The sequence below is a fragment of the Paenarthrobacter aurescens genome (assembly GCF_025421775.1).
Classification (GTDB): domain Bacteria; phylum Actinomycetota; class Actinomycetes; order Actinomycetales; family Micrococcaceae; genus Arthrobacter; species Arthrobacter aurescens_B.
Map to the genome: position 1 here is coordinate 101,866 of NZ_JAOEFX010000008.1, position 25,871 is coordinate 127,736.

Annotated in this window: 21 protein-coding genes and 3 tRNA genes; 17 read left to right on the forward strand and 7 right to left on the reverse strand. The window is 62.7% G+C overall.

From position 1 onward, the window contains the following. The first annotated feature begins 14 nt into the window (after positions 1-14). The 9 genes from N7568_RS17010 (at position 15) to N7568_RS17050 (ending at position 10,175) form a co-directional block, all read left to right on the forward strand. Complete coding sequence (locus tag N7568_RS17010) at positions 15-1,019, forward strand: DMT family transporter (protein WP_261610970.1); 1,005 nt, start codon at positions 15-17, stop codon at positions 1,017-1,019. Between the two features lie 141 nt (positions 1,020-1,160). Continuing rightward, the gene (locus tag N7568_RS17015; protein WP_261610971.1) at positions 1,161-2,546 is read left to right on the forward strand and encodes a glycine--tRNA ligase; all 1,386 of its coding nucleotides are present in this window, start codon (positions 1,161-1,163) and stop codon (positions 2,544-2,546) included. 2 nt (positions 2,547-2,548) lie between these two features. Beyond that, complete coding sequence (locus tag N7568_RS17020) at positions 2,549-3,511, forward strand: GNAT family N-acetyltransferase (RefSeq protein WP_261610972.1); 963 nt, start codon at positions 2,549-2,551, stop codon at positions 3,509-3,511. Positions 3,512-3,744: 233 nt separating this feature from the next. Beyond that, positions 3,745-5,250, forward strand: a complete 1,506-nt coding sequence (locus N7568_RS17025) for a YibE/F family protein (RefSeq protein WP_261611115.1) — start codon at positions 3,745-3,747, stop codon at positions 5,248-5,250. 113 nt (positions 5,251-5,363) lie between these two features. Continuing rightward, complete coding sequence (dusB, locus tag N7568_RS17030; protein ID WP_261610973.1) at positions 5,364-6,545, forward strand: tRNA dihydrouridine synthase DusB; 1,182 nt, start codon at positions 5,364-5,366, stop codon at positions 6,543-6,545. A 64-nt stretch (positions 6,546-6,609) separates the two neighbouring features. Beyond that, positions 6,610-7,926: a deoxyguanosinetriphosphate triphosphohydrolase gene (locus tag N7568_RS17035; protein WP_261610974.1), complete on the forward strand. Its 1,317-nt coding sequence runs from the start codon at positions 6,610-6,612 to the stop codon at positions 7,924-7,926. 49 nt (positions 7,927-7,975) lie between these two features. Beyond that, positions 7,976-9,859 (forward strand): DNA primase, encoded by a 1,884-nt coding sequence (gene dnaG, locus N7568_RS17040; RefSeq protein WP_261610975.1) that lies wholly within the window; start codon positions 7,976-7,978, stop codon positions 9,857-9,859. A gap of 53 nt (positions 9,860-9,912) precedes the next feature. Beyond that, positions 9,913-9,985 (forward strand) — tRNA-Asn (locus N7568_RS17045). A 117-nt stretch (positions 9,986-10,102) separates the two neighbouring features. Beyond that, positions 10,103-10,175: transfer RNA gene (locus N7568_RS17050), tRNA-Asn, on the forward strand. A gap of 47 nt (positions 10,176-10,222) precedes the next feature. Here N7568_RS17050 and N7568_RS17055 read toward each other — a convergent pair. The 5 genes from N7568_RS17055 to N7568_RS17075 form a co-directional block, all read right to left on the reverse strand. Further along, the gene (locus N7568_RS17055) at positions 10,223-10,630 is read right to left on the reverse strand and encodes a hypothetical protein (RefSeq protein WP_011774207.1); all 408 of its coding nucleotides are present in this window, start codon (positions 10,628-10,630) and stop codon (positions 10,223-10,225) included. Positions 10,631-10,674: 44 nt separating this feature from the next. After that, the gene (locus tag N7568_RS17060) at positions 10,675-11,958 is read right to left on the reverse strand and encodes an alpha/beta hydrolase (protein ID WP_261610976.1); all 1,284 of its coding nucleotides are present in this window, start codon (positions 11,956-11,958) and stop codon (positions 10,675-10,677) included. Between the two features lie 22 nt (positions 11,959-11,980). Then, positions 11,981-14,479: a bifunctional lysylphosphatidylglycerol flippase/synthetase MprF gene (locus N7568_RS17065; protein WP_261610977.1), complete on the reverse strand. Its 2,499-nt coding sequence runs from the start codon at positions 14,477-14,479 to the stop codon at positions 11,981-11,983. A gap of 132 nt (positions 14,480-14,611) precedes the next feature. Further along, positions 14,612-14,791 (reverse strand): glycine zipper domain-containing protein, encoded by a 180-nt coding sequence (locus N7568_RS17070; RefSeq protein ID WP_017199401.1) that lies wholly within the window; start codon positions 14,789-14,791, stop codon positions 14,612-14,614. A gap of 36 nt (positions 14,792-14,827) precedes the next feature. After that, the gene (locus N7568_RS17075) at positions 14,828-16,057 is read right to left on the reverse strand and encodes a multidrug effflux MFS transporter (protein WP_261611116.1); all 1,230 of its coding nucleotides are present in this window, start codon (positions 16,055-16,057) and stop codon (positions 14,828-14,830) included. A 174-nt stretch (positions 16,058-16,231) separates the two neighbouring features. On the opposite strand from N7568_RS17075, the gene N7568_RS17080 reads away from it, so the two are divergent. From N7568_RS17080 to N7568_RS17105, 6 genes are all read left to right on the forward strand, one after another. Then, positions 16,232-17,080 carry a phage holin family protein gene (locus N7568_RS17080; protein WP_261610978.1) on the forward strand — a complete coding sequence of 283 codons (849 nt, stop codon included), beginning with the start codon at positions 16,232-16,234 and terminating at the stop codon, positions 17,078-17,080. A 47-nt stretch (positions 17,081-17,127) separates the two neighbouring features. Next, positions 17,128-17,751 carry a CDP-alcohol phosphatidyltransferase family protein gene (locus N7568_RS17085; RefSeq protein ID WP_261610979.1) on the forward strand — a complete coding sequence of 208 codons (624 nt, stop codon included), beginning with the start codon at positions 17,128-17,130 and terminating at the stop codon, positions 17,749-17,751. Beyond that, positions 17,751-18,656, forward strand: a complete 906-nt coding sequence (locus N7568_RS17090) for a DMT family transporter (protein WP_261610980.1) — start codon at positions 17,751-17,753, stop codon at positions 18,654-18,656. Before N7568_RS17085 ends, N7568_RS17090 begins: the two co-directional genes overlap by 1 nt. Before the next feature lie 109 nt (positions 18,657-18,765). Then, the gene (locus N7568_RS17095; RefSeq protein WP_261610981.1) at positions 18,766-19,962 is read left to right on the forward strand and encodes a glycosyltransferase; all 1,197 of its coding nucleotides are present in this window, start codon (positions 18,766-18,768) and stop codon (positions 19,960-19,962) included. An 84-nt stretch (positions 19,963-20,046) separates the two neighbouring features. Next, positions 20,047-20,120: transfer RNA gene (locus N7568_RS17100), tRNA-Ile, on the forward strand. Positions 20,121-20,254: 134 nt separating this feature from the next. Beyond that, positions 20,255-21,445 (forward strand): acyl-CoA dehydrogenase family protein, encoded by a 1,191-nt coding sequence (locus N7568_RS17105; RefSeq protein ID WP_261610982.1) that lies wholly within the window; start codon positions 20,255-20,257, stop codon positions 21,443-21,445. A gap of 74 nt (positions 21,446-21,519) precedes the next feature. On the opposite strand, the gene N7568_RS17110 is transcribed toward N7568_RS17105, so the two are convergent. Continuing rightward, a complete protein-coding gene (locus tag N7568_RS17110; RefSeq protein ID WP_261610983.1) occupies positions 21,520-21,798 on the reverse strand; it encodes a hypothetical protein in 279 nt (92 codons plus the stop codon). 1,274 nt (positions 21,799-23,072) lie between these two features. Continuing rightward, positions 23,073-23,567, reverse strand: coding sequence for a M23 family metallopeptidase (locus N7568_RS17115; RefSeq protein ID WP_261610984.1), 495 nt, complete (start codon positions 23,565-23,567; stop codon positions 23,073-23,075). A 408-nt stretch (positions 23,568-23,975) separates the two neighbouring features. Between N7568_RS17115 and rpsB the strand changes: the two genes are divergently transcribed. Continuing rightward, the gene (gene rpsB, locus N7568_RS17120; RefSeq protein WP_261610985.1) at positions 23,976-24,830 is read left to right on the forward strand and encodes a 30S ribosomal protein S2; all 855 of its coding nucleotides are present in this window, start codon (positions 23,976-23,978) and stop codon (positions 24,828-24,830) included. Positions 24,831-24,951: 121 nt separating this feature from the next. Further along, the gene (tsf, locus tag N7568_RS17125) at positions 24,952-25,788 is read left to right on the forward strand and encodes a translation elongation factor Ts (RefSeq protein ID WP_011774217.1); all 837 of its coding nucleotides are present in this window, start codon (positions 24,952-24,954) and stop codon (positions 25,786-25,788) included. The last annotated feature ends 83 nt before the right edge of the window (positions 25,789-25,871 follow it).

Below are 25,871 nucleotides of genomic sequence, written 5' to 3' on the forward strand. Positions count from 1 at the left end.
ATGCCTGAAGTAGTGTGGTGACGGTGCCACAGCCTTCTCCCCGTCCCGTCCTTCCCCTCGCCGTTGGCCTCCCCATTGCCGTCGCAACAGGCTTGGTCATTCCGCTCCAAGGAAGGATCAACGGAGCACTCGGGGCCCGGCTCGACGACGGTATTGCCGCCGCGGTGGTGAGCTTCACCACAGGCCTCCTGCTCATCAGTGCAATTTCCTTCGCAACGCCCAAAGGCAGGGCCGGCCTCCAACGCATCATCCCCGCCGTCCGGAACCGCAGCTTTCCCCGCTTTTATGTCATGGCCGGTGCCATCGGTGCATTGTTCGTGTTTGCCCAGTCGTTCACCGTTGCCCTGCTGGGTGTCGCGCTGTTCACTGTCGCGGCCGTAACGGGGCAGACGCTGAGCGGACTGCTGGTTGACCGTATGGGTATCGGCCCGGGCGGCAAGCGTGCCATCACGGGAGTCCGGGTCCTCGGCAGTGTCCTCACCGTGGCCGCCGTCGCCTGGGCTGTGTCGCCAAGGTTCGGCGGCGACGCTGATGTCGCTTCGCTCGTGCTGCCCATCCTGCTGCCGTTGGCAGCCGGATTTTTCATGAGCTTCCAGCAGGCCATGAACGGTACAGCCACTGTCCACTACGGGACGCCCATCGCAGCCACCTTGGTCAACTTCATTGCGGGGTCGGTCATTCTGTGGATCGCATGGATCATCAAGCTGGCGGTGGCAGGGCCGGGAAACGCGCTTCCCGGTGAATGGTGGTACTACCTTGGCGGTCCCATGGGCTGCCTGTTCATCGGCCTGGCGGCTTTGCTGGTCAGGAGCCTTGGCGTGCTGATCACCGGTCTGGGCATGATCGCCGGTCAGTTGGTGGGATCGTTGGTGCTCGACGTCGTGATCCCCAGTCCCGGTGCGGTGGTCGCCTTGCCCACGGTGCTGGGTACGGTACTGACGCTTGCCGCGATCATCGTGGCTACCTTGCCGTGGCCCAAGGGAGCCTTTGCACGGAGAGGTACGGCCAAAGGCCGGTAGGGTAGAAGGCGCACGACTTTCAGGTATCTTCGGGTACTTGCAACAAACTTTCCCCAGCACCCCGCCGGACAACCTCGTCCGGATTTCCGGGGCCCACCGCGGACCGCACCCAGCGGCCCTGTAGAACAAATGGAGTTACCCATGGCAGCAAAATCCGTCCTTGACCAGGTCATTTCCCTCTCCAAGCGGAGGGGCTTTGTCTTTCAGGCCGGTGAAATCTATGGTGGCTCCCGTTCTGCGTGGGACTACGGTCCCCTCGGTGCGGAACTGAAGGAAAACATCAAGCGCCAATGGTGGCAGAGCATGGTCCGCGGCCGCGAAGACGTTGTAGGCCTGGACTCCTCTGTCATCCTTCCCCGCCAGGTATGGGAAGCATCCGGCCACGTGGAGGTCTTCTCCGACCCCCTGGTGGAATGCCTCTCCTGCCACAAGCGCTACCGCGCTGACCACCTCGAGGAAGAGTACGAGGAAAAGAAGGGCCGCCCGGCAGAAAACGGCCTCGCAGACATTGTCTGCGCCAACTGCGGCACCCGCGGCCAGTGGACTGAACCCCAGGAATTCTCGGGCCTCCTGAAGACCTTCCTGGGCCCCGTGGCCAGCGAGGAAGGCATGCACTACCTCCGCCCGGAAACCGCCCAGGGCATCTTCGTGAACTTTAACAACGTCCTCACCACGTCCCGGAAGAAGCCGCCGTTCGGCATTGGCCAGATCGGCAAGTCCTTCCGTAACGAGATCACACCGGGCAACTTCATCTTCCGTACCCGTGAATTTGAACAGATGGAGATGGAATTCTTCGTCGAGCCCGGCACGGATGAAGAGTGGCACCAGTACTGGATGAAGGAACGCATGTCCTGGTACACCGGCCTGGGCATCCGTGAGGACAACCTGCGCTTCTTCGAGCACCCGCTGGAGAAGCTGAGCCACTACTCCAAGGGCACCACGGACATCGAGTACCGCTTCGGTTTCCAGGGCTCCGAGTGGGGCGAGCTGGAGGGCATCGCCAACCGCACGGACTTCGACCTCTCCACGCACGCCAAGGCTTCCGGCACGGACCTGAGCTACTTCAACCAAGCCACCAATGAGCGCTACACCCCGTACGTGATCGAGCCCGCCGCCGGCTTGACCCGCTCCTTCATGGCCTTCTTGATCGACGCCTACACCGAAGATGAGGCACCCAACGCAAAGGGCGGCGTCGACGTCCGTACGGTGCTCAAGCTGGATCCGCGCCTGGCCCCGGTCAAGGCAGCCGTCCTGCCGCTCAGCCGCAACGAGGACCTGTCCCCGAAGGCCAAGGCATTGGGCGCCCAGCTGCGTAAGAACTGGAACATCGACTTCGACGACGCCGGCGCCATCGGCCGCCGCTACCGCCGCCAGGACGAGATCGGTACCCCGTTCTGCATCACCGTGGACTTCGACACCCTCGAAGACCAGGCCGTGACCATTCGTGAGCGCGACACCATGAGCCAGGAACGCGTTTCCCTGGACAAGGTTGAGGGCTACTTGGCAGCACGCCTGATCGGCGCCTGATCGTGGCATTGGAATACCGCGAGTGGAAGGAAGGCGATGACCTCACCCTCCTCGAAATCTGGGGTGGCCCGGAGACCCTTCCCGCGGAGCAGTTCCGTGCCGCCCTGGCGCCGTCCAGCAATCAACCATGGCGCCGTTGCATCGTGGCCGAGGACGTCGTGGACGGCGGGCGGATTCCCGTTGCAGCAGGCGTGGTTCATGAGGCTTCGCTGCACCCGGAACGCCTCTGGGCGTACATCGAGGTCGCCAAGGACCACCGCCGCAGCGGCGTAGGCGCCACCCTGCTGACCATGCTTCGCCGCGAAGCCGGGGACTCGCCGTCGGGCGTTTCCAAGCTCCGCAGCAAAGTGGAACCGGACACCGCGGGTGCGGCATTTGCCGAGGCCGCAGGTCTTGCTCCCATCCAGCGTTCCCAGTTGGTCGTCGTGGAGCCTGAGCCGCTGAGGTTGCCCCGTTTCGGGGACGGTTCCGAGGAAGCCGCGTCAGAGCGTGTGGAGGACCTGGCAACAGGTTCTGTTGAGCTGAGCGAAGTGGTGGGTAAGTACTACTCGCATGTCCACCACTGGGACAGCCCGGGGGAGCTCAGCATCGCCACGGTGCAACGCTTGTTCCTGCATGACCTGACCGGTGCGCATGGCGCTATCGTCCTGCGTGCACCCAAAGCAAGCGCTTTCGGCGAGGGTGTTCCGGCGAGCCGCAAGGGCAAAATCCAGGCGTTCGCCATCAGCTACGCACAGGGTAACTCCGATGAGCCGTCGGATGTCTTCCTGGGGCACGATCCCCAATTGTCCGCCGAAGACGCTGCGGCTGCCGTACGGGACCTGTTGGCGCTCATCGCCTACCAGCACCCGGTGCTGCTCGAAGTTGACGAGTCGATGACTGCCCTGCGTAAGGTCCTCGAGCCACTGCTGGAATCCGGCAAGGCCCACGTTCGCGGTGCGGATACGTTGATTGTGAGCGACTGACCGCTGTTCCCGCACGTCAGGATCCCACGCTGTCCGTAACCATGGGACAGCGTGGGATCCCGCGTTAAAGCTTCGCCGTGGGACGCCCGTATTCGCTTGGGCCAACGCGGCGGGCGGTGACATCTGAATCCGCGCGTCCAAAGCCGGTCTTGGTGGCGTCAGGGAATGTGGGCGTCCTGAGTCGTGGGGTGTCCGGTGCCCGCGTAGGGTTAAGGCATGAGGTTTTGCTGCTGATGGGCCACGGTCACTCCCACGGTCATTCTGAAAGTTCCGAGCCAACCCCGCAGGCTCTTGCCTCGCGGAAGCGGGCCAACTGGATTCTGGCGGCCATACTTGTTCCGCTGGGCGTCCTGACCCTGGTGGCCATGATGGTCATGTGGCCTTCGGGCAGCCGGGAGGGAATCACGTTCTCGAGTCCCTACCAGGCTGCCCCAGGGGTGACCTTTGATACCGGCCGCATTCAGAGTGTGGTGGTGGAAAGCTGCACACAAACGGGCCAAACTGACACCGGCCAGCCGGGCACTGGCCAAACAGACACCGGCCAAACTGACACCGGCCAAAACAACCAGTCCGGCGGCTCCCAGTGCACCTTCGCCTTTACCGAGCCGGACAAGGGCGGGGACGTGGTCAAGGTAGTCATCAACCCTGACGTTGCCATGTCCCACGGCGTGGACGTGGGGGACTCCATCCGGTACCTCAACCTGTCCGCGGTCCAAGGCGCAAACGCCGGAAGCGGCGCTCCGGCCTACGTTTTCGTCGACTTCGTCCGAAGCATCCCCATCGCCCTCCTGGCTGTCCTGTACGCAGCAGTGGTGATCGCGGTTGCCCGCTGGCGGGGCTTCCGGGCGCTCCTGGGCTTGGTGGGCGCCTACTTTGTCCTGGTCAGCTTCATCCTGCCCGGTTTGGTGGAGGGGAAGCCGCCTTTGTTGCTGGCGTTGGTGGGGTCCACCGTGATCATGATCGGGGTTCTCTACTTCGCGCACGGGTTCTCGGCCAGAACGTCCACGGCCTTGCTGGGCACTATTTTTGGCCTCAGCATCACGGCGCTTCTGGCGGCCTGGGCCACAGATGCGGCAAATCTGGCCGGCGTGGGAAACCACGACGCCTCCACCCTGGTGAACATGTCACCCCAGATCTCGATCTCCGGGATCATCCTTTGCGGCCTGATTATTTCCGGCCTCGGCGTCCTCAACGACGTCACCATTACCCAGTCCTCTGCTGTGTGGGAGCTGTACGAGCTGGCGCCCAACACCAGCGCGCGCAAACTGTTTTCCTCCGCCATGAGGATCGGCCGGGACCACATTGCCTCCACCGTTTACACCATCGCGTTCGCCTATGCCGGTGCGGCCCTTCCGATCCTCATCATCGTGATGCTCTATGACCGCCCGCTCGATGAAGCGCTCACCAGCGCCGAATTGTCCGAGGAAGTCATCCGCACTTTGGTGGGCTCCATCGGCCTTGTACTCGCAATCCCCGTCACCACGCTGATTGCCGTCCTGGTGGTCAAGGCGACGGGAATGAAGCGCCTTGCCACAGGGGCAGCCCCGTCCGTCAGCGCGGATGAGCTCAACGACACCGGCGCGCTGGCAGCAGCCGCCGCCGTCGTGGGTTCCGGTTCGCAAGACAACCACGACGCCGGTACCCGGCTTGACGCTCCCGGCAAGCCGGCGCGGCCGGGGAGCCGTCGCGCCCAGCGCGAAGCGGAGCGGCGGGGTCCCAGTACCGACGACGCCACCTGACGCCCGCCTCTGCTCTTGTTCGTTTGGCCCGCCGGACTCCGTCGGGCTGCGTAAACAAGCCTGGGTATCGACAAGCTGTCCGCCGATTTGCCCGCATTTGCAACAATGGATGGGTGACTGTAGTAGCAACGCCCCCTGCACCAAAGCTTGAGCTCCCGCCATTGAAGCTCGGTGGTATTACCGTGGACACCCCGGTAATCCTTGCCCCGATGGCGGGCATCACCAACTCGGCCTTCCGAAGGCTCTGCCGTGAGTACGGTGGCGGCCTGTATGTGGCCGAGATGGTGACGTCGCGTGCCTTGGTGGAGCGAACGCCGGAATCCTTGCGCATCATTTCCCACGATGAGGACGAAAAAGTCCGTTCCGTGCAGCTTTATGGCGTTGATCCTGTGACGGTGGGCGCCGCCGTGCGCATGCTCGTCGAAGAGGACCGCGCTGATCACATCGACCTCAACTTCGGCTGCCCGGTACCCAAGGTCACCCGTCGCGGAGGCGGTTCGGCGCTGCCGTGGAAGATCGACCTCTTTACGTCCATCGTTCAGACCGCGGTCAAGGAAGCGTCCAAGGGCGGCATTCCGCTGACCATCAAGATGCGCAAAGGCATCGACGAGGACCACCTGACGTACCTCGACGCAGGACGCATCGCCCGTGACTCCGGCGTGGCAGCTGTGGCCCTCCACGGACGCACGGCAGCCCAGTTCTATTCCGGCCAGGCCGACTGGTCCGCCATCGCCCGTCTCCGCGAGGCGCTCCCCGATATCCCTGTGCTGGGCAACGGCGATATCTGGTCCGCCGAAGACGCAGTCCGCATGGTCCGGGAAACCGGCGTGGACGGCGTTGTGGTGGGCCGCGGCTGCCAGGGCCGTCCGTGGCTGTTCGGTGACCTGCAGGCCGCCTTTGAAGGCAGCGACCAGCGCCACCGCCCCGGACTTCGTGAAGTGGCCGAGGGCGTTTACCGGCATGCCGAGCTCATGGTGGAAACCTTCGGCAACGACGAATACAAGGCCCTCCGCGAGATCCGCAAGCACATGGCCTGGTATTTCAAGGGTTACGTTGTGGGCGGTGAGCTCCGCGCCAAACTGGCCCAGGTCCCCACCCTTGAGGTGCTGCGCGAACTTCTCGACGAGCTGGACATGGACCTTCCCTACCCGGGCAACGATTCCGAAGGTCCGCGCGGCCGTGCCGGCTCGCCCAAGAAGCCTGCCCTGCCCAAGGATTGGCTGGTCAGCCGTCAGCTGAACGCTGAACAGAGCGCGGATATCTCGGCGGCGGAGCTGGACGTTTCGGGCGGCTAGCCTCACACGTGTAAGACTGGCTCAAGAAGCTCCACATCCCGGCGCTTGAAGGAGGCAGATACCCTTGGGAACCGAAGCAGTGCTTGGCCACAACGGAACCAGTCACGATTATGTGTTGGCCATCCCCGGATACGCCGAGGCGGATTCGGCGCGGTGGGTCGAAGAGTCCCGCAAGACCACGTACCGCTCGGACTTTGAACGGGACAGGGCCAGGGTCCTGCATTCGTCGGCCTTGCGCAGGCTGGGTGCAAAGACGCAGGTAGTTGCGCCCGACACAGACGACTTTGTCCGCACCCGGCTCACCCATAGCTTGGAAGTAGCCCAGGTAGGCCGTGAGCTTGGCCGTTCCCTGGGCTGTGATCCGGACGTAGTGGACACCGCGTGCTTGAGCCACGACCTCGGCCACCCGCCCTTCGGGCACAATGGCGAGTCCGCCCTGAACGAGGTAGCCCACACCATCGGCGGTTTCGAGGGAAACGCGCAGACGCTGCGCTTGCTGACCCGGCTCGAACCAAAGGTTCTCTCCGGGGACGGCCGGCCGGCCGGGCTCAACCTGACCCGCGCCAGCCTGGACGCTGCGTCCAAATACCCGTGGTCCGCCGTCGACGCCCCCGTCATCCATGGCCACCGCACCAGCAAGTTCGGCGCCTACGAAGACGACCTTCCCGTGTTCGAGTGGCTGCGTGAAGGCGCCCCCGGAAACCGCTCCTGCATCGAGGCCCAAGTCATGGATCTCGCCGACGACATTTCATACTCGGTTCACGATGTCGAGGACGCGATCGTCGCGGGCCACTTCCAGCTGAAATGGATGGAGAACCCGGACCACCGGGCACGGGTTGTGGGCTATACCAAGCAGTGGTACCTGCCGCATAACGACCCCGCCGAAATCGATGCCGCCCTGGCCCGGCTTGAGGCAACCACAGTCTGGGTCCGTGAGGCTGATGGCAGCCGTAAGTCGATGGCCGCGCTGAAGGACATGACCAGCCAATTGATCGGCCGGTTCTGCCAGAGCGCCATGGAAACCACCCGGGATCACTTCGGGCCCGCCCATCTGACCCGCTACGACGCCGAGCTCATGGTCCCCGAGGAGACGGTCACCGAAATCGCAGTGCTCAAGGGCCTGGCCACCACGTTCGTCATCTCCACGGACCACCGCCAGCCGGTGTACGAACGCCAGCGCGAAGTACTCCACGCGCTCGTGGGTGTTCTGAACGCCACGGGGGACCGCCACCTGGAGCCGATGTTTGCGGCGGACTGGCGTGACGCCGTCGATGACGGTGCGCGGCTGCGCGTGGTGATCGACCAAGTGGCATCGCTGACGGATGTCTCCGCGCTGGCCATGTACGAGCGCCTCGTAGGGAGCCTGCCGTCCCTTTGGTAGGCCGCCCGGCAGGGCCGGTCCATTTGGCCGGAGCGACTAGGATGGTCACGTGGCTGGCCTGATCAAACGTGAAGATATCGACGAAGTACGCCAGCGCACGGATATCAAGGAAGTCGTTGACGGCTACGTCACGCTCAAGGGCGCCGGGCTGGGCAGTTTCAAGGGCCTGTGCCCCTTCCACGACGAACGCTCGCCCTCCTTCACTGTCCGCCCGCAAGTGGGCAGGTATCACTGCTTCGGCTGCGGCGAGGACGGCGATGCCATCTCCTTCGTCCAGAAAATGGACCACAGCTCCTTCCATGAGGCCGTCGAAAAGCTGGCCGCAAGGATCGGCTACGAACTGCGCTACGAGGACGGCGGCACTGGCCCCAGCCGCGAGGAAGTTGGCAAGCGCCAGCGCCTGCTGGATGCCCACAAGATCGCTGATGAGTTCTTCCGTGCCCAGCTGTTGACCCCCGGGGCAGCGGAAGGGCGCAACTTCCTGGACGGCCGCGGCTTTGACCGCGCGGCCGCTGAGCATTTCGGTGTGGGCTATGCCCCGCAGGGTTGGGACGCGCTCCTGAAGCACCTTCGCGGCCGTGGGTTCACTGACGCTGAGTTGAAACTCACAGGGATGTTTTCCGAGGGGAACCGGGGCATCTACGACCGCTTCCGGGGAAGACTCATCTGGCCCATCCGCGATATCGCCGGCGACACCATCGGCTTCGGCGCCCGCAAGCTCTACGAGGACGATCAGGGCCCCAAATACCTGAATACCCCTGAGACCACGCTTTACAAGAAATCCCAGGTCCTTTACGGCATCGACATCGCCAAGCGGAACATCGCCAAGGAGCGCCAACTGGTGGTGGTGGAGGGGTACACCGACGTGATGGCCTGCCACCTCGCAGGAGTCACGACGGCGGTAGCCACCTGCGGTACGGCGTTCGGTACCGAGCACATCAAGGTTGCGCGGCGTTTGCTTTCCGACGACGGCAGCGGGGGAGAGGTCATCTTCACCTTCGATGGGGACGCCGCCGGCCAGAAGGCAGCTTTAAGGGCTTTCGAGGAAGACCAGCGGTTCCAGGCCCAAACGTACGTCGCGGTAGAACCCAGCGGCGCCGATCCCTGTGATCTTCGCCAACTCAAGGGCGACTCTGCTGTGCGTGACCTGATTGGCAGCCGGAAGCCGCTCTTTGAATTCGCTATCAAGGCCTCCCTCCGGAGGCACAACCTGGACACCGTGGAAGGCCGTGTGGCGGCCCTGCGGGAAGCCGCCCCCGTGGTGGCCCAGATCAGGGACTCCGCTGCCAGGCCCGGCTACACCCGCGAACTTGCCGGGTGGCTGGGCATGCCCATTGAGGAAGTCAGCCGATTCGTTGGGGCAGCCGCCAAACGTGCCGCACCCGGAAGTGGTACGTCCGGCGCCGGTGAACAACCCACGACGGCGGCAGCACCGCCGTCGAACAGCCTGGTTTTCCACCGTCCCGACCCCCGCGACCCCGTGGCGGGTATGGAGCGTCAGGCGCTGGAGGTGGTCATTCAGGATCCTGCCGTACTGGGTGGGGTGGCATGGGAGCGCTTCGAAGCGTCCCACTTTGCCACCCCTGCCTATTCGGCCGTCCACGCTGCCATTCGCGCCACCGGGCTCGCCCATGCGGCTGATCCCGTGGCGTGGGTGGAACAGATTCGCCAGGAAGTACCGGAACCCCTGCGGTCGCTGGTGTCGGAGCTCGCAGTGACTCCCTTGCCGGCCAGTACACCCGAAGCCATGCAGAGGTACTGCCGCGACATCCTGGCCCGCCTCTTCGAACTGCAGATCACCCGTATCAAAGCGGACAAGATGGGGCAGTTGCAGCGTCTGGACGCAGGGGCCAATCCGGAGGAATTCCAGCGGCTGAACCGTGAGCTGATGCAGCTCGAAATGGAGCGCAGGGCGCTGCGTTCGGACGGCTGAAAGCGCCGATTTCGTTTTCCGGCAGGCCTTTGTTAAGCTAGTAACCGCTTCATTCCTCCGTAGCTCAATTGGCAGAGCATTCGACTGTTAATCGAAGGGTTACTGGTTCAAGTCCAGTCGGAGGAGCGCGCAATACCCCCGTTCCGGGCTTCCGGATCGGGGGTATTTTTTATACCCCCAGGGGGTATGGGCAGCCGATTTCGCATTCCGGCAGAACCTTTGCTAAAGTCATAACCGCTTCATTCCTCCGTAGCTCAATTGGCAGAGCATTCGACTGTTAATCGAAGGGTTACTGGTTCAAGTCCAGTCGGAGGAGCACAAGGACCCCGTACCGGCTTCCCGCCGGTGCGGGGTCCGTCTTTTTCACACGAAATCCATCTCCACTTGAAGGAACCGCGCGGCCTCGGCCACGGCCGCCAGGAACGAGTCCTGTTCCGTGGGTGGGGTCCTGGGTTCCCGCGGGTGCCACTCGTGCGGGGCTGAGTAGACGCGGGTGAAGCCGCCCCCGGGTGGGGCATAGAAGATGCCAAATCGCTGAACCGGCCATTCAGGCGAGGTTTCCGGCGCAACCAGCAGCGCGGCGTCCGTTTCGGGGTTGTACCACTGGGCAATGGGCCGGCGCCGGTCGTCCGTGAACAGTCCGGCGGCGTAGAGGGCAGCCGACTGTGGGCTGGTCACTGAGCACAGCCGGTCCCACCACAGCGGCAGGATGCGTTCATCCCGACGCTGCCACGGCGCCGGAAGCGGCTGCAGCTCTTGCCAATGTGGCACATCTCAACTTTATCTCCGGTGCGTGGCGCGCAAAAGGGGATGAGCTACCGGGACAGGCCAAGCGCCGGGTAGAGCACCTCGAAACCCTTGGTCAGGCCGGCGTTGAGCGCTATGCCCACGTGTCCGCCGTTGGGAACCTCGTAATAGGTCACCTTCATTCCTGCCGCCCGAGCCGCCGCGGAGACCGTTTTCGCGGCTGCCACATACGCCACGTCGTCGGAGCCCACGGTGAAGATGGCCGTAGTGTCCGGGAACTGCTTCCCCTTCATGATGTTGATGGGTTTCTGGGCGTCGTAGTCCTCTTGGTTGCCACCGAAGATCGCAGCAAGGTTGCCTGCCGGATCCTCGGCTCCGGGGAATTCTTCACCTGAGATGTCCACCACATTGCCCCACATCGCGGGGTATTTGACCGCAAAGGAGATGGCGCACTGGCCTCCGTTGGAGTATCCGGCGATAGTCCAATGCTCCCGGTCCGGGAGGATGTTCAAATTGGCCTTGGCCCAGTTCACCACGTCCTCATTGATGTACTTCTCCACGTTGCCGTACTTGGCAGTGTCCAGGCAGAGGGTGTCGTCCTGGTCCGGGCCGATCTGGTCCGCGACTATGGCGATGGGGGCCAGTCCGTTGTTCTTTGCCGCGAATTCGTCCAGGGCGGCCGAGACATATTGCGGGTCGGGAAGGCCTGGTTGGCCCATCATCAGGACGTACAGGGGCAGCTTTGGCGGATTGTCGGTCAGGGCCGCAGGGGGCAGGTAAATGCCGGCTGGCCTGGCGTTGAAACCAGAGGCCGTGGCTGGGATCACCTGGGTGCCAACCTCGCCCTTGGCGGGCATGGTGGCCGGGGGTTTCCAGTTTTGCCAGAGCGGACCGGCCGGAATGGATGTGTCCGGGTTTGGCTTGTTCAACTGGATGGCTCCCTCTGTGGAGATCCCCAACGCCGAGCCCAACGTCTTATTGAGTCCGAACTCAGTGTTGATGCCGAGTGCAGCAACCAGGAGGAACACAGGGATGGATACTGCTGCCACTACCTTCCGCCACGGCCGGCTATGGCGGAAGCTGACTGTGGCCAGCCCCACGGCGGCGAAGCAGGTGATCGCCCAGAACCACACGCGGGGCGTGAGGCCCACGTGGAAGACGTCCATCACGTCCTCCACGATCCACACGGTCAGCCAGCCCAGCAGGGCTGCAGCCGCGACGGCCGTGAGCGCGGTGACGGCCCAGCGGGCTGATGGCCTGAGGAACAGCAGCAGGAAGAACCCGATCCCGATCACTCCGGCAATCGTCATGACCACAGGACCGCTGATCTCAAGCTTCAGGAAATCGTTCATGGCTGGGAAGTCCGCTCCTGCGTCATGCGGCAGGCTCCTTGGCTACCATTTGCCGCAATAGCCCCGCGCTCTGCGCCGGGGAGAGTCCCGGCAGGTAGGCAGAGCCCACGGCAATGCCGATGGACGGCAGAGCCAACGGGTCCTGGTAGAACATGTACAAAGTCCGGTGCTCCGGCTGGAACCGGGACTTGAAGGCGGCCAGCGACTTGAAACCGTACATGGGTTCCAGGGCGTTTCCCAGAAGAGCCAGGACGCGGTCCAGTGCGCTGTGGTCTCCCTCGGCAGCGTCGGACCCGGCGTTGGCCAGAGGGGAACCGGACAACGAAATCCGGGGGACCTGTTCCTTGAAGTGGGTCACGGCCGAGGCGATGAGGAATTCCATGACTCCCTTGAACCCTGTGGTGCGGCGGCGCATGAAGTCCAGGGTCCATCCGGAGATGACGCCGTTGCCGAAGACGGGCAGCCAACTCGTGACGCCGTGAACCAAACCGTCGTCGTCCACGGCCACACAGCACAGGACTTCGGGGTCCTTCAATTCGTTCAGGCCGCCAAGGGTAAAGCCCATCTCGGGGAGCGCTTTGTCAGCCACCCATTCCTCGGAAATCTCTGCCAACTGCGCCCTGATTCCCGGCGGCATCTCCGGGTAGGAGTACCACTGGTCTTTGATGGACAGCTTGTCTGCACGGTTCAGGGCCGTGCGGACGTTTTGCCATTCTTTGCCTTTGAAGGTCATGGCCTGGACGTTGAGAAGCGTCTCCTCCGCCACTTCCAGCTTCCTGAAGCCTTGGGAGAGGAGGGGTGCATCGAGCTCTGCGGTGGCCGAATAGAAGCAGGGAATGAGTCCCAGGCCGTTGCAATGCTTCACGAAGCCAGTGGCCGCGTCGGCATGGTGCTCCTCCGCGCCGAAGGGCCCTGCAACCGTCAGTGCCACACCGTTGTGGACCTGGTACGCAACTCCGGCCTTCCTGTCTGGCGTAAACCAGTATTGGTTGTTGTCCCACAGGGCCATCCAGGACAGGGTGCCCCCACCCTGGTGCAGCAGCTCGCGGGCGTGGCCAAGGTCTGCTGCCGGGTCCGTGGCGAGCATCCTGAACCGACGGAAGTTCTTCAGGACCAGCACCAGGATGCAGAGCCAGATGACGTCCCCGCCCAGGCCGTAGAGGACGGTGCTCACCAGGCCCTGGGGGAGGGCTACAACGAAGGGAACGGGGAAGGGCACCAGGATGTGGGTCAGTTGGCCGGCGAGGTCCCCCAGCGTGGAGCGGCCCGGGTTGCCTTCAATGAACCAGAACGCCACATAGAGGACCACTGCGGCGACGGCCAGGAGGAGGGAAGTCCTGCCAAGGGCGCGGTAGCCGGCGTCACTCGATTCCACGCGGAACTTGTGCCGGTTGACCAGCAGCAGCGCCACGATGATGACCGGGGCGAGCACGGCGGGGACTGCATACAGCAGCAGGTACGCGAAGTCATCCTCGCCCAATGTCACGTCGGGATCAGTGACGTACTGAAGGATGGACAAGACCGTCACCGCTGCCAGGTAGACCTGGATGACCAGCGTCAGGCGATAGGCGAGGCGGCGGCCACGTCGCAGCCCTTCGGCGCAGACCAGCAGCAGGAGGACGGGAATCAGCGTCAGGATGGCCGCGCCGAAGCTCTGCACACCGACGATGCCCTGCAAGCTGACACAGTTGGTGTCGTTGTTGCACGCTTCCTTGACTTCATCGGCGTCGGGACTGGCCTGGAGCATGACTTCGGAGACTACGGAAAGGGGGCCGATCTCCCACGTTCCGGTCAATTGCGTGAGCAAAGGCCCGACAGCGAAGACACCAACCACGGTGCCCACCAGGAATCGTGTCTCGCGAAGGCTTGAGGAGTGCAGTGATCCGGCCCGGCGCCGGAGCGCCAGCGACTGGATGGCCCACCCAGCCACGATGCCGATCACGGCCCCGGCAAGTGCCTGCAACGTTTGGGCAACCCCTACGAACAGGGCAAACATCAGCGTTGCGGCCAGCAACCACGTCCTCAAGCGACGACGCCACAGTGCCTCAAGCGCCGCCGTCGCACATCCCAAGGCCGCCGCAGCGCCGCCATAGGCGCCTACCACGTATTCGCCACCCAGGAAGCTGAGCCACTGGTCGCTGTTGTCCGTTCCGAAGGTCACCAGCGCCACCAGAACCAGCGCGCTAAGGGCCGTGCCCGCAACGAAAGCGGTCAGGGCCAGCCATGGTCCCATGACCCGCTCAGCGATGCCGACGCCCACCAGGATGGCCACGGTGCAGGCCACATAGTCGAGCAGGGAAGAAGCGAAGAATGCGGACGTGACGACAGACCACCACGGCCCGGGCTCAACCGCCAGGCCAATGCCGACCTGATCCAGCAATGCTTCGCTGGGGCCGTTGAGGAGGCCGCCTGTTGCGGCACCCAGGACCCATAGGAGGACCACCACGGCCAGCGTCAGGGGCATCCTCCGCACCGCTGCCAGGCCGCGCGCGGTACCCCGAAATCCAACAGCCGTGCTCATGTGATGTCCCCTTCACCGGTTCAAGCACCGGTTACCCCGGCTGGCCACCATTCTGCCCTGCGGGACGCCGTAAGGGGAGAGGGGGGAACCGTGTCAGGGCTCGACGGCGGCAGGAGGTTTGTCGGGGTGGGCCTAGTCCCGCTTCCACGGGCCGGGATTTACCCGGTACAGCACGGCGGCGCCGATCACGGCACCAAGAATCGCCCCGAACAGCGCGCTGCCTGCGGCGCGTCCAAGAAGGGCTCCGGCGACGGCGCCCAGCAAGGCACCCAGAAACAGGCCCCTGCCGTTGCGGTGCGGTTTGTTAGTCATGGTCACAGCCTACGGGGCGGCTTCTCATGGGGGGTCCTAATGGATGGACGGAACAGACCGGGGCCGGACAACCAGCCAGAGCGCGGCGATAGCGCCGGTGATGCAGGCGGCCATGACGGCGCCCATGGGGACGGCGGAACTGACCCCCAGCCATCCGACGACGGGCGGGACAATTCCAGCCATCATGAACTGGGACGCGCCCAGCAGCGATGCTGCCGTGCCTGCTTGTGCTCCGTGCTTTGCCAGGGACAGGACCTGGACGCAGGGGAACATGAAGCCGGTTGCACAGATGTAGAACCACAACGGAACCAGGATTCCCCACAACCCCACATGGAACAGGTCAAGGACGATAATCAGGATGGCCATGAACAGCATGAAGACCGTTGCCCCGGCCACAATCCACTGCGGTGCCACGCGTCGGATCAGGCGCGAGCTGATCTGCACGCCGGCCACGATGCCCAGCGAGTTGATGCCGAACAGAATGCCGTACTCCTGCGGTGAAAAGCCGTAGATGTTCTGGAACAAGAACGTGGAGGCAGAGAGATACGCGAAAAGGCCGCCGAAATTGAGGCTGCCTACCAACACCATGCCGACGAAGATCCGGTCCGTGAGGACCGTTTTGTAGCGTTGCCGGACCGTGACGGTGGACTTGCCCCTCTGTTCAGCGGGGAGTGTCTCCCTGATGAAGAAGATGGACGCGAGGATTACCAGCAGGCCGTAGCCGGCGAGGAAGTAGAAAATGCCGGGCCAGGGGAAGGCCAGAAGCAGCTGTGAGCCGATGACCGGCGCCAGGATGGGTGCCAAGCCGTTGACCAGTGACATCCGTGAGAACATCCGGACCATGGAGTAGCCGTGGAAGAGGTCCCGGACCATGGCCATGGCCACGACGCCACCACCGGCAGCACCGATTCCCATGAGGACACGGAACAGTGACAGCATCCCGATGTCTGTGGCGAGCGCGGCACCAAGCGAGGAACCGATGTGAACCGCAGTGGCCAGGATCAGGGGTAGCCGGCGTCCTACCTTGTCGCTGAACGGTCCCACCACCAACTGGCCGAGGCCGAAGCCGACGGTGGTTCCGGTCAGGGTGAGTTGGATCGCCGCTGCCGATACATCAAAACTTTCCTCCAAAGCGGGGAACGCGGGGAGGTAAAGATCGATGGTGAAAGGACCCAGCGCAGTCAGGGCACCCAGCAGGAGAATGTAGACAAGTTTTTCGCGTCGGCTCAGAGAATCGCCCGGAGCAAGGGGAGAGGTCACGATTATCAATCCTATGGCCCGGATCATATTTATTGGACGTATGACGGGCGCGCCGCGATGTGATCCCGAAAGTTCAGCAGGAACCTGAATGATAGCTTTGAGGACAGGCGTCCGCGGCTATGGATTTCAGGCCGCGCTCGCCCGACACGATGCCCAGAGGAAAGCAGTTAGGCGGAACCCATGAGTGGACGTCACACCGGCCGGACCAGTCAAGGACCAGCTATTCGTACTTTGCCGAAGACCCTCAAGCTCGTTGCACGGTTGGCTCCACGCCAAATCAACGACGAAATCGCCTTGGCCAAGGTGGAGCTCAAGCGCAAAGCCACCCAGGTTGGAATAGCGGGCGCCTTCTTTGGCGTGGCGCTGGTCTTCCTTGCACTCCTCGTGATTGCGCTGGTTGTGGCGGCGATCCTGGGACTGGCCACCATCATGCCCGGCTGGCTCGCAGCCCTCATCGTGGCGGCGTTCTTCCTCCTGATTGTCGCGATTGCCGCGCTGATAGGCATCGCCAAGTTCAAGAAGGCCATGCCCTTGGTCCCGGAGGACACCATCCGGGGCATTAAGCACGATCTCGGCATAGCGAAGGAGGGGTCCGCTTTCGACGAGTCGATCCTTGACCCGAATTCGCCTGCTGCCAAGGCAGCCAAGGCAGAGAAGGAAGCCGCGGCAGAGAAGGCAAAGGCCGAGAAGGCTGCCAAGGAAGCAGCCAAGGAAGCCGATGCCGTCAAGGCCCCCACCGAAGCTGAACTTCGTTCGCGCCTGAAGAGGCGCCGTGAACACCTGACCGGTGTCCGTGATGAGCTCGGCGAACAGTTGGACGTCAAGAAGCAGGGCCAGGCTTTGCTGGACGGCGCCAACGGCAAGTTCCAGGAAGGGAAAGAATTCGCTGCGGCCAAGCTTGCCGACCTCGGAGACTCTGTGCCTGACAGCCTTTCCGAACGGCTTGCTGCCCGCTGGAAGGACCTCGCAGCTTTCGCCACGGCTGCCGTGGTCTTCGTGGTTGCGCTGAGGAAGCTGCTGAAGAAATAGCGGTTACCGGCGGCACCAAACACTGAATGCGAGGAAGGGGGACAGACATGAGATTGATCGGTGCTGGTTCGCATCCCGACCGGCCGCAGGTTGACCACGACCTGATCTTCACTGTCCCCAATATCCTCACAGTCCTCCGCTTCATGGGTGTGCCGCTGTTTGTGTGGCTCGTCTTGTCGGAACAGGAGTACGGCTTCGCGGTGCTGGTGCTCGTCATCATGGGCAGTACCGACTGGGTGGATGGCTACATTGCCAGGCGCTTCGATCAGACGTCCAAGCTGGGCCGGATCCTGGATCCAATGGCTGACCGGGCGGCGCTTCTGGCCGTGGCGTTCACTTTGGCGATTGCCGGCGTCGTGCAGTGGTGGTACTTGGCTGCGTTGTTGGTGCCGGATGCGATCCTGGCTATTGCTTCGCTGCTCTACTTCCGCAGCCATCCCGACCTTCCGGTGAGCATTATCGGAAAAATCCGTACGGCGTTGCTGCTGGTCGGCACCCCCTTGTTGGTGCTGTCAAAGCTGCCTATCCCATTTACCGAGGTCTACTTCGTGGCCGCGTGGACGTTCCTTGGTTTCGGCTTGCTGGGACATTGGATTGCGGCCTACAACTACTTCTGGGCCATCTTGCGTAAGGGGAAAGAACTGAAGAACGACGACGGCGGACACGGCTGATGGTCTGGCTGGCAGTTTTTCTCGCGCTGTTGGGCGCATTTTTCCTCGCCATCGGCGCTCAACGGCAGGGCAGCGCGGTCAAAGCCGACACGGGTGGCCTTGCGCTGAGTTCCAACGGTTTCCTGCGTCTCCTGCGCAACCCGCGGTGGATGCTTGGCCTGCTGTTCCTGACCCTCGGAATGGTGCTGAATGCCATCGCGCTGGTGTCCGCGCCTTTGACCGTAGTGCAACCGATCGGCGCCATTGCGCTGGTTATCACCACCGTGGTCAACGCCAAGGACCAGGGCCTGAGCATCAACCGGGCGACAGTGGTGGCCATCAGCGCCTGCGTCACAGGTTCAGCGTTGTTCGTCTTGCTGGCAGTCAATGTCACCCAGGAGAACCATCACGTCAACGCTGAGGACGAGCTCACCATCGTCCTCCTGCTGGCCCTTGCAGTAGGAATCTTCGGAACGTTGGCGGTTCTTTTCAGGCACCGTATGAGCGCCTTTGTGTACATTTTGGGCGCGGGCGTCCTGTTCGGTTTCGTGGCCGTCTTGACGCGCATCATCGGCAAGCACCTGCTCGATCCCAACGGCCTGTTCCTGCTCAATGTCCAGTGGTACACCCTGATCGCCATCGCGGCCGCGGGTGGCCTGGGTTCCTGGTTCGTGCAGAGCGCCTACTCAGGAGGCCCGCCCGACCTCGTGATCGCCGGCCTGACCGTGATTGACCCCATGGTGGGCATCGCCATCGGCATCGTGATCCTTGGTGAGCTTCGTCCCGATGTCCACGCCGTGATGGCGATCGCCATGGCCGCGGCCGCTACGCTTGCTATCGTGGGGGTTATTGCCCTGAGCCGGCACCACCCGGAAGTCACCAAACGCAAGAAGGACGCGAAGGCGGCTGCCAGCAGGAAGGCTTAGGGCAGGGCTTTACCTTGCGCCGACGCTGTAAGCGGCCCGGCAACCCGGCGACACCGCAGCATTGCCACGATCAACGCTGTCCGCACCGTGACCATCAGGAGTTCTCCACGTGACCATTCCCGACACCAATAAACCCCTCACTGTTTTGATTGCCGCGGACACCTACCCGCCGCACGTCAACGGCGCCGCGCAGTTCGGCTACCGCCTGGCCAAGGGGATGACGGCACGTGGACACAACGTGCATGTGTTGGCCTGCCGTCCGGACTCGGGCAAGAGCTACACGGAATTCCGCGACGAAGCCACCGTCCACCGGCTTCGTTCGCACGGTGTCTTCACCCATGAGTACTTCCGGATCTGTTTCCCATGGGAAATCAAGAAGGAAATCAGCCTCCTGTTCGACAAGGTCCAGCCGGACGTTGTCCACATCCAGAGCCACTACATGATCGGCGAGCACGTCCTTTACGAAGCCGTGAAGCGTGGCATCAGGATTGTTGCCACCAACCACTTCATGCCTGAGAACCTGAACCCGTTCCTGCCGTTCCCGCAGTGGTTCAAGGACATCGTGGGCCGTATCTCATGGAAGGACATGGGCAAGGTCATGGGCCAGGCAGACGTGGTGACCACACCCACGCCGCTGGCTGCCAAGGCCATGCACCAGCACGCCTTCCTGCGCAAAGTCCTGCCCTTGTCCAACGGCATTGACTCTGCTGCCTACGAGCTCCAGCCGGGCGAAACCATCGAGCCGCACAGCCACCCCACAGTACTTTTCGTGGGACGCCTGGCCGAAGAGAAGCACATCAATGTCCTCATCGATGCCGTTGCCAAGACTCCCCGCGCGCTGAATGTCCACCTGGAGATTGTTGGCGGGGGCGAAGTTCGTCCTGCCCTGGAGGCGCAGGTTGCAAGGCTTGGGCTGGGGGACAGGGTCAAGTTCCTTGGACTCGCAAGCGACGAAGATCTGCGTGAGGCCTACATCAAGGCCGACATTTTCTGCATGCCCGGGACAGCCGAGCTGCAGTCACTGGTGACGTTGGAGGCCATGTCCGCTTCCACTCCCGTACTTCTGGCCAACGCCATGGCGCTGCCCCACCTGGTTCGTGATGGCGAGAATGGTTACCTGTTCACACCCAATGACAGCAACGAGCTCGCCGCTAAGATCACCAAGCTGGTGGAGCTTCCCAAGGACGAGTTGGAAGCCATGGGCAAGTTGAGCCGGGAGATGGTTGGGCCGCACAGCATCAACGGCACACTCCAGACGTTCGAGGACCTCTACCGCGGAGCTTCCTACGAGGACAAAGTAGTGTGACCAGAGCACTCCTCTTTAGCTATTAGTATTGCTAGAGTGCTTTGCCCGGAACAGCTGCTTTGCGGTGGCTTTTCCGGGCGTCACGGGGCTATAGCTCAGCTGGTTAGAGCGCGGGACTCATAATCCTAAGGTCCTCGGTTCAAGTCCGAGTAGCCCTACTTTTCACACGGGAGCCGTGGCCGACGATTCATCTTCGTCGGCCACGGCTCTTTTGCGTTCCCACTATGGTGCGGTATGTTACTCATCAGTAACTTAGTCTTGGTCGCAGGTGACCACCCTTGAAGGAGCGAGCATGTCCAACGCTGCATTCGACGCCACCACCCTTCCCTATGCGGATGGTGACTTTTACGCCTTTGAGCAGATGCTGACCGGCAAAGAGCAGGATCGCCTGGCTGAGGTCCGCGAATTCCTGGCCCGCGAGGTCAAGCCCATCGCCGTGGACTGCTGGAACCGTGGTGAATTCCCCATGGACCTCATCCCCAAGCTCGGCGAACTGGACCTCGTCAGCCCGGTGCGCCGCCAGGGTTATTCCAACCTGTTCGCGGGCATGCTCCATGCGGAGGTGACCCGGGCGGATGCCTCGATTGCAACCTTCATGGGTGTCCACGACGGTCTCTTCACGGGATCCATCGAGGCCCTTGCTTCCCAGGAGCAGAAGGACGCCTGGCTGCCGGATATCTACTCCTTGAAGAAGATCGGTGCGTTCGGCCTGACCGAGCCGCTGGGCGGTTCCGACGTCGCCGGCGGTACGCGGACCACGGCCCGCCGCGACGGCGACACCTGGATCCTCAACGGTGCCAAACGGTGGATCGGCAATGCCACTTTCTCCGACTGGGTAGTCATCTACGCCAAGGATGTGGCGGACAACCAGGTGAAAGCGTTCCTGGTGGACACCAAGCTGCCGGGCTACTCCGCCAGCAAGATCGAGAACAAGATCTCCTTGCGAACAGTGCAGAACGCGGACATCACGCTGGATAACGTCGTGGTGCCCGACTTCTTCAAGCTGGCCAACGGCAACAGCTTCCGCGATACCAACAAGGTCCTCAAGGTCACCCGCTTGGCCGTCGCCTGGCAGGCGGTGGGTTTGCAGATGGCAGCCTTCGATGTCGCCCGCAGTTACGCAGTGGAACGCCAGCAGTTCGGACGGCCCCTGGCGGCCTTCCAGCTTGTGCAGAACCAGCTGGTCCAGATCCTGGGCAACACCGTCGCCTCCATGGGGATGATGGTCCGCCTGGCCCAGCTTGAAGATGCCGGAGCGGCCAAGGACGAGCAGTCAGCCCTTGCCAAGGCCTTCACCACTGCGCGCATGCGCGAAAGTGTCGCCTTGGGCCGCAGCATCCTGGGTGGCAACGGTATTGTCACCGACTATGGCATGGCGAAGATCTTCTCCGATGCCGAGGCCATCTATTCCTATGAAGGAACCCACGAGATCAACACGCTCGTGACGGGCCGTGCCATCACTGGGGTATCCGCAATCGTCTAGCGACCAACCGATGCGTCGGGGCGGCCTCAGCGCGTTGAAGGGCTCACGGCCCCCAGGGGTCAAGCTGGCTGGAGTTATCGCGCTTTGATGGACTGCCATGCGGCTTTGACGCTGCCCGGATATCTGTTTCGCCAGCCAATGTCCCTGAGGTCTTTGACCTGCGCCTCCAGCCAGCAGGCTTCGACCAAGCACTCGCGAAGTTCGCGGATAAGACCCTCGATGGCCTTCGTAGCGTCGGCCATGAGCCGGGGGCTGCAGGGGGCACCGTGTTCGAGCTGCAGAAATTGGGCACGGAGATGATCGTGCTGGGTGGTCCAGTGAGCTATGAAGCTTTCGAGTCCATCCAGTGTCAAGATTCGCATATTTACCCCGAGGTAGGGCAGCGAGTCTGACCTGCGGGCACCGGTTGCAACATTGGGACTGATGGGCCTGAGGTAGGAGAGGAGGACGCGTATCTTCCGGGGCGCGATGTTGTGAACTTCGCTAACCAGGCTGCCTCTGACGCATACGCGCTTGTACTCGGTCAGCAAATCGCCAGCGGTTTTGATGAGTTCGCCACCCCTGGCGGCTGTTTTCTGGTTTGCTTGCCAGTTCCATGGACGATCGACAGATGAAAGGGATGGCTCCTGCCAGCGCTCGACAGACGGGGAGCGCCCCGGAGGCGATTGAAAGACCAGCTGTCCGTCCCGCCAGCTCCCGTGTCCAGAGGTGAGTCTTTCCGTGGCCTTTCGGATGGCAGTGTGCGAACAAAACCGCGCCGTGTCATCGATGGCATCATGGAGGCTCTGTAAGAGGGGTTCGGCTTTGTGGGCAAGGGAGTCCAACGCTGAGTGCGCTTGTTTGAACTTCTCGGTTCGCCAGGCATAGGCGCCCCGGACGCGCGCTGATGAGACAACCGCGAAGAGCAGCAGGGCCACTGGTACCCACGCTATGAAAGTCGCTTGAGCAAGAAGATCCAGAATCGCGCGAGACACGTCAACCCCTGGCGCCCAAAAAGTCGTCGGCGGCCTCACGGTTGCCCATGTCACGGTTGCCAGGAAGAGGAGGCCAGGGGGCCTCGAGGCCATCCGGGCGAGATGCATGGCAGCGACGACCGCGGCGTTTGGTAGGCGAAGTATCAGACGGATCAACCATAGTCCGGGAGCCGTAGGCCATTTGGCGCGCAACTGATCCATCTGTTCGGTGTCACCTCGCGGGCCTGTACCCACGGCTCCAAAGATTGACGCGATGTAGCTGATGGCACCGTGCAGCCGGTAAGACCCGCGCACGGTAGAACGAAGAGTGGAGATGGAACCGGTGCTGCACGCGAGCGGGAGCAGCGAGTATCGGAGTGAAACCAATAGGGTCCTCAATGTCCAATGCGCGGTGGAGGCCACAGCGACCCAGGCTAAGGCAGTTGCCAGGAATGCCGTCAGGAACCTCTCTTCGACGTTCTGCGCGTTCAACAAAGAGCACGCGCTGACCGCCGGCCAAGCCAGCAGATCAAGCACATTGCCTGCCAGCGTTCCCAGTATTCCCAGCACGAAGGCTATATCCATCGCAAATTCCCCCTCTTCTCCTCGATGAGTGTCTGAGTCTGTCAGCACCCCCGGACAATGAAGGATTGGCGGATGATTCGTCCGGCAACTTAGTCCAGTGGCAGCAGGACGGAGGGCCTCATATCCTCCACGAAGCCCAGGGGATTGACGTAGTCCCCGCCGCGGCGGACGCCCCAATGCAAGCAGGTGGTGCTGCCGCAGTGGCCCGTCTCCAAAGAGCCGATGGGTTGCCCCCTGGTGACAACATCTCCGGGCTTCAGTTCGCTGGACACGGGTTCGAAGCTGCTCTTGAGGCCATCGCCTTGATCGATGGTGATCACTGGGCGGTCGACGACGACGCCGGCAAAGGTCACCACGCCGTCCGACGGTGCGGTGACCGGGCCGCCGTCGGGCGCTGGTCCCAGATCCACGCCGCGATGCCCGCTTAGCCACGGCTTGTCCGGCGGGTCGAACGTCCGCAGGACGGAGGGCTTGGGGGAGAGGGGCCAGCTCCACCGCGGGTCCGCCCGCGACGGGGCGCCGGCCGTGCCCGCAAGAACGGCGGCAACAACAACAGTGGCAATCGGGATCTTCAAAAGGGCCATGGAAACAGCCTTCCCGGAAGGCCGGGTCGGAGCGATCCCCGGGCTTCCGTATGTGGACAACCGCTTGTCATGCGCGGTCAAACTGGTGGGGCCGCTGTAGTACACTTGGTGGAGCAGTTTGCTGTGCCCTCAAGCTTGTTCAGGAGCATGTCTCATTCAGATATGCGGGGGTCCCAGGCTGACTACGCGTATCCAGCCCTCCACCAGCGAAGCCTCTTGGCTTTAGGCTGCGGAGGATTGTGCCTCTTGCGGTCCGGCTGAGCCCATGGCTCCACGCCGGATGAGAAGCGCAATGGATGCCAGGAGCCGCGCCCGTCCGGGCAAAGGCTAAACAACCGTCAACTATTGGCAGGGTAAGAGCAGCCCCATGGGCTCTCTCATGAATGACCTGCCGGAAGGAGCGTCGGCATGCCCGTCGTAACTATGCGCCAGCTGCTTGACAGCGGCGTCCACTTTGGACACCAGACCCGTCGTTGGAACCCGAAGATGAAGCGCTTCATCTTCACGGAACGCAACGGCATCTACATCATTGACCTCCAGCAGTCGCTGTCCTACATCGACCGCGCCTACGAGTTCGTCAAGGCTACTGTCGCCCACGGCGGCACCGTCCTGTTCGTCGGCACCAAGAAGCAGGCTCAGGAAGCAATTGCCGAACAGGCTACCCGCGTTGGCCAGCCGTACGTCAACCAGCGTTGGTTGGGCGGTATGCTCACCAACTTCCAGACCGTCGCCAAGCGTATCCAGCGCATGAAGGAACTCGAAGAGATCAACTTCGACGACGTCGCAGGCTCCGCTTACACCAAGAAGGAGCTCCTGCTCCTCAAGCGCGAACTCACCAAGCTTGAGTCCAACCTCGGTGGTATCCGCAACCTGACCAAGGCTCCCTCGGTTCTCTGGGTTGTTGACACCAAGAAGGAACACCTTGCTGTTGACGAAGCCAAGAAGCTGAACATCCCGGTTGTTGCCATCCTGGACACCAACTGCGACCCCGACGAAGTTGACTTCCCGATCCCGGGCAACGACGACGCCATCCGCTCCGTCAACCTGCTCACCCGCGTTGTTGCCGACGCCGTAGCTGAGGGCCTCATCGCCCGCAACCAGCGCGCAACCGGCACCACCGAAGCTCCGGAAGAGCCGCTGGCCGAGTGGGAGCGCGAGCTCCTCGAAGGCAGCAAGGCCGAAGAAGCAGCGGCAACCGAGGCTCCGGCAGCTGAGGCTCCCGAGGCAACTGAAGCTGCAGCCGGCGAAGCTGAAGCCAAGTAAATCTGGACCTTCCTTGATGCCGGAAACGGCGTCGGGGGCAACTGACAGGATGGCGGCTCACACGGTGGGCTGCCGTCCTGTCAGTCCGTAAACACACAAATTTCTAGACAGAGGGGTTCACATGGCGAACTACACTGCTGCTGACATCAAGGCCCTGCGCGAGCGCACCGGCGCCGGCATGATGGACGTCAAGAAGGCTCTTGACGAAGCCAACGGTGACGCCGAGAAGGCCATCGAGATCATCCGCATCAAGGGCCTCAAGGGCGCTACCAAGCGCGAAGGCCGCTCCACCGCTGAAGGCCTGGTTGCTGCCAAGGTCAACGGCGGCGTTGGCGTAATGATCGAGGTCAACTGCGAGACCGACTTCGTGGCCAAGGCTGACAAGTTCATCCAGCTGGCCGACAAGGTCCTCAACGTTGCAGTCGAGTCCGGCGCAGCCGACCTCGAGACCCTGCTGGCCACCGAGGTCGACGGCAAGCCGTTGTCCGAGGTTGTCGTCGAAGAGGGCGCTGTCCTCGGCGAAAAGGTTGTTGTCCGCCGCATCTCCCGCGTTGAGGGCACCACGGTTGACGCATACCTGCACAAGACGTCCAAGGACCTCCCGGCCCAGGTCGGCGTCCTGTTCGCTGTTGACGGTGAAGGCGAAGCCGCTGCCACCGCCGCACACGACATCGCTGTCCACGTTGCAGCCATGGCTCCGAACTACCTGACCCGCGAGGACGTCCCGGCCGAACTGGTCGAGTCCGAGCGCCGCATCGCCGAAGAGACCGCCAAGGCTGAAGGCAAGCCCGAAGCTGCTCTTTCGAAGATCGTCGAAGGCCGTGTGACGGGCTTCTACAAGGGTGAAGTTCTGGTTGACCAGGCATTCGCCAAGGATTCCAAGAAGACTGTTGCACAGGTCCTCGAAGAAGCCGGCGTCAAGGCAACCGCAGTAACCCGTTTCCGCGTCGGAAACTAGTAATTCATGAAAAGGGGTGGTCACTTCGGTGGCCGCCCCTTTTTCATGCACCCGTCCGGGGCAGTACCTGCGCGGACCCACAG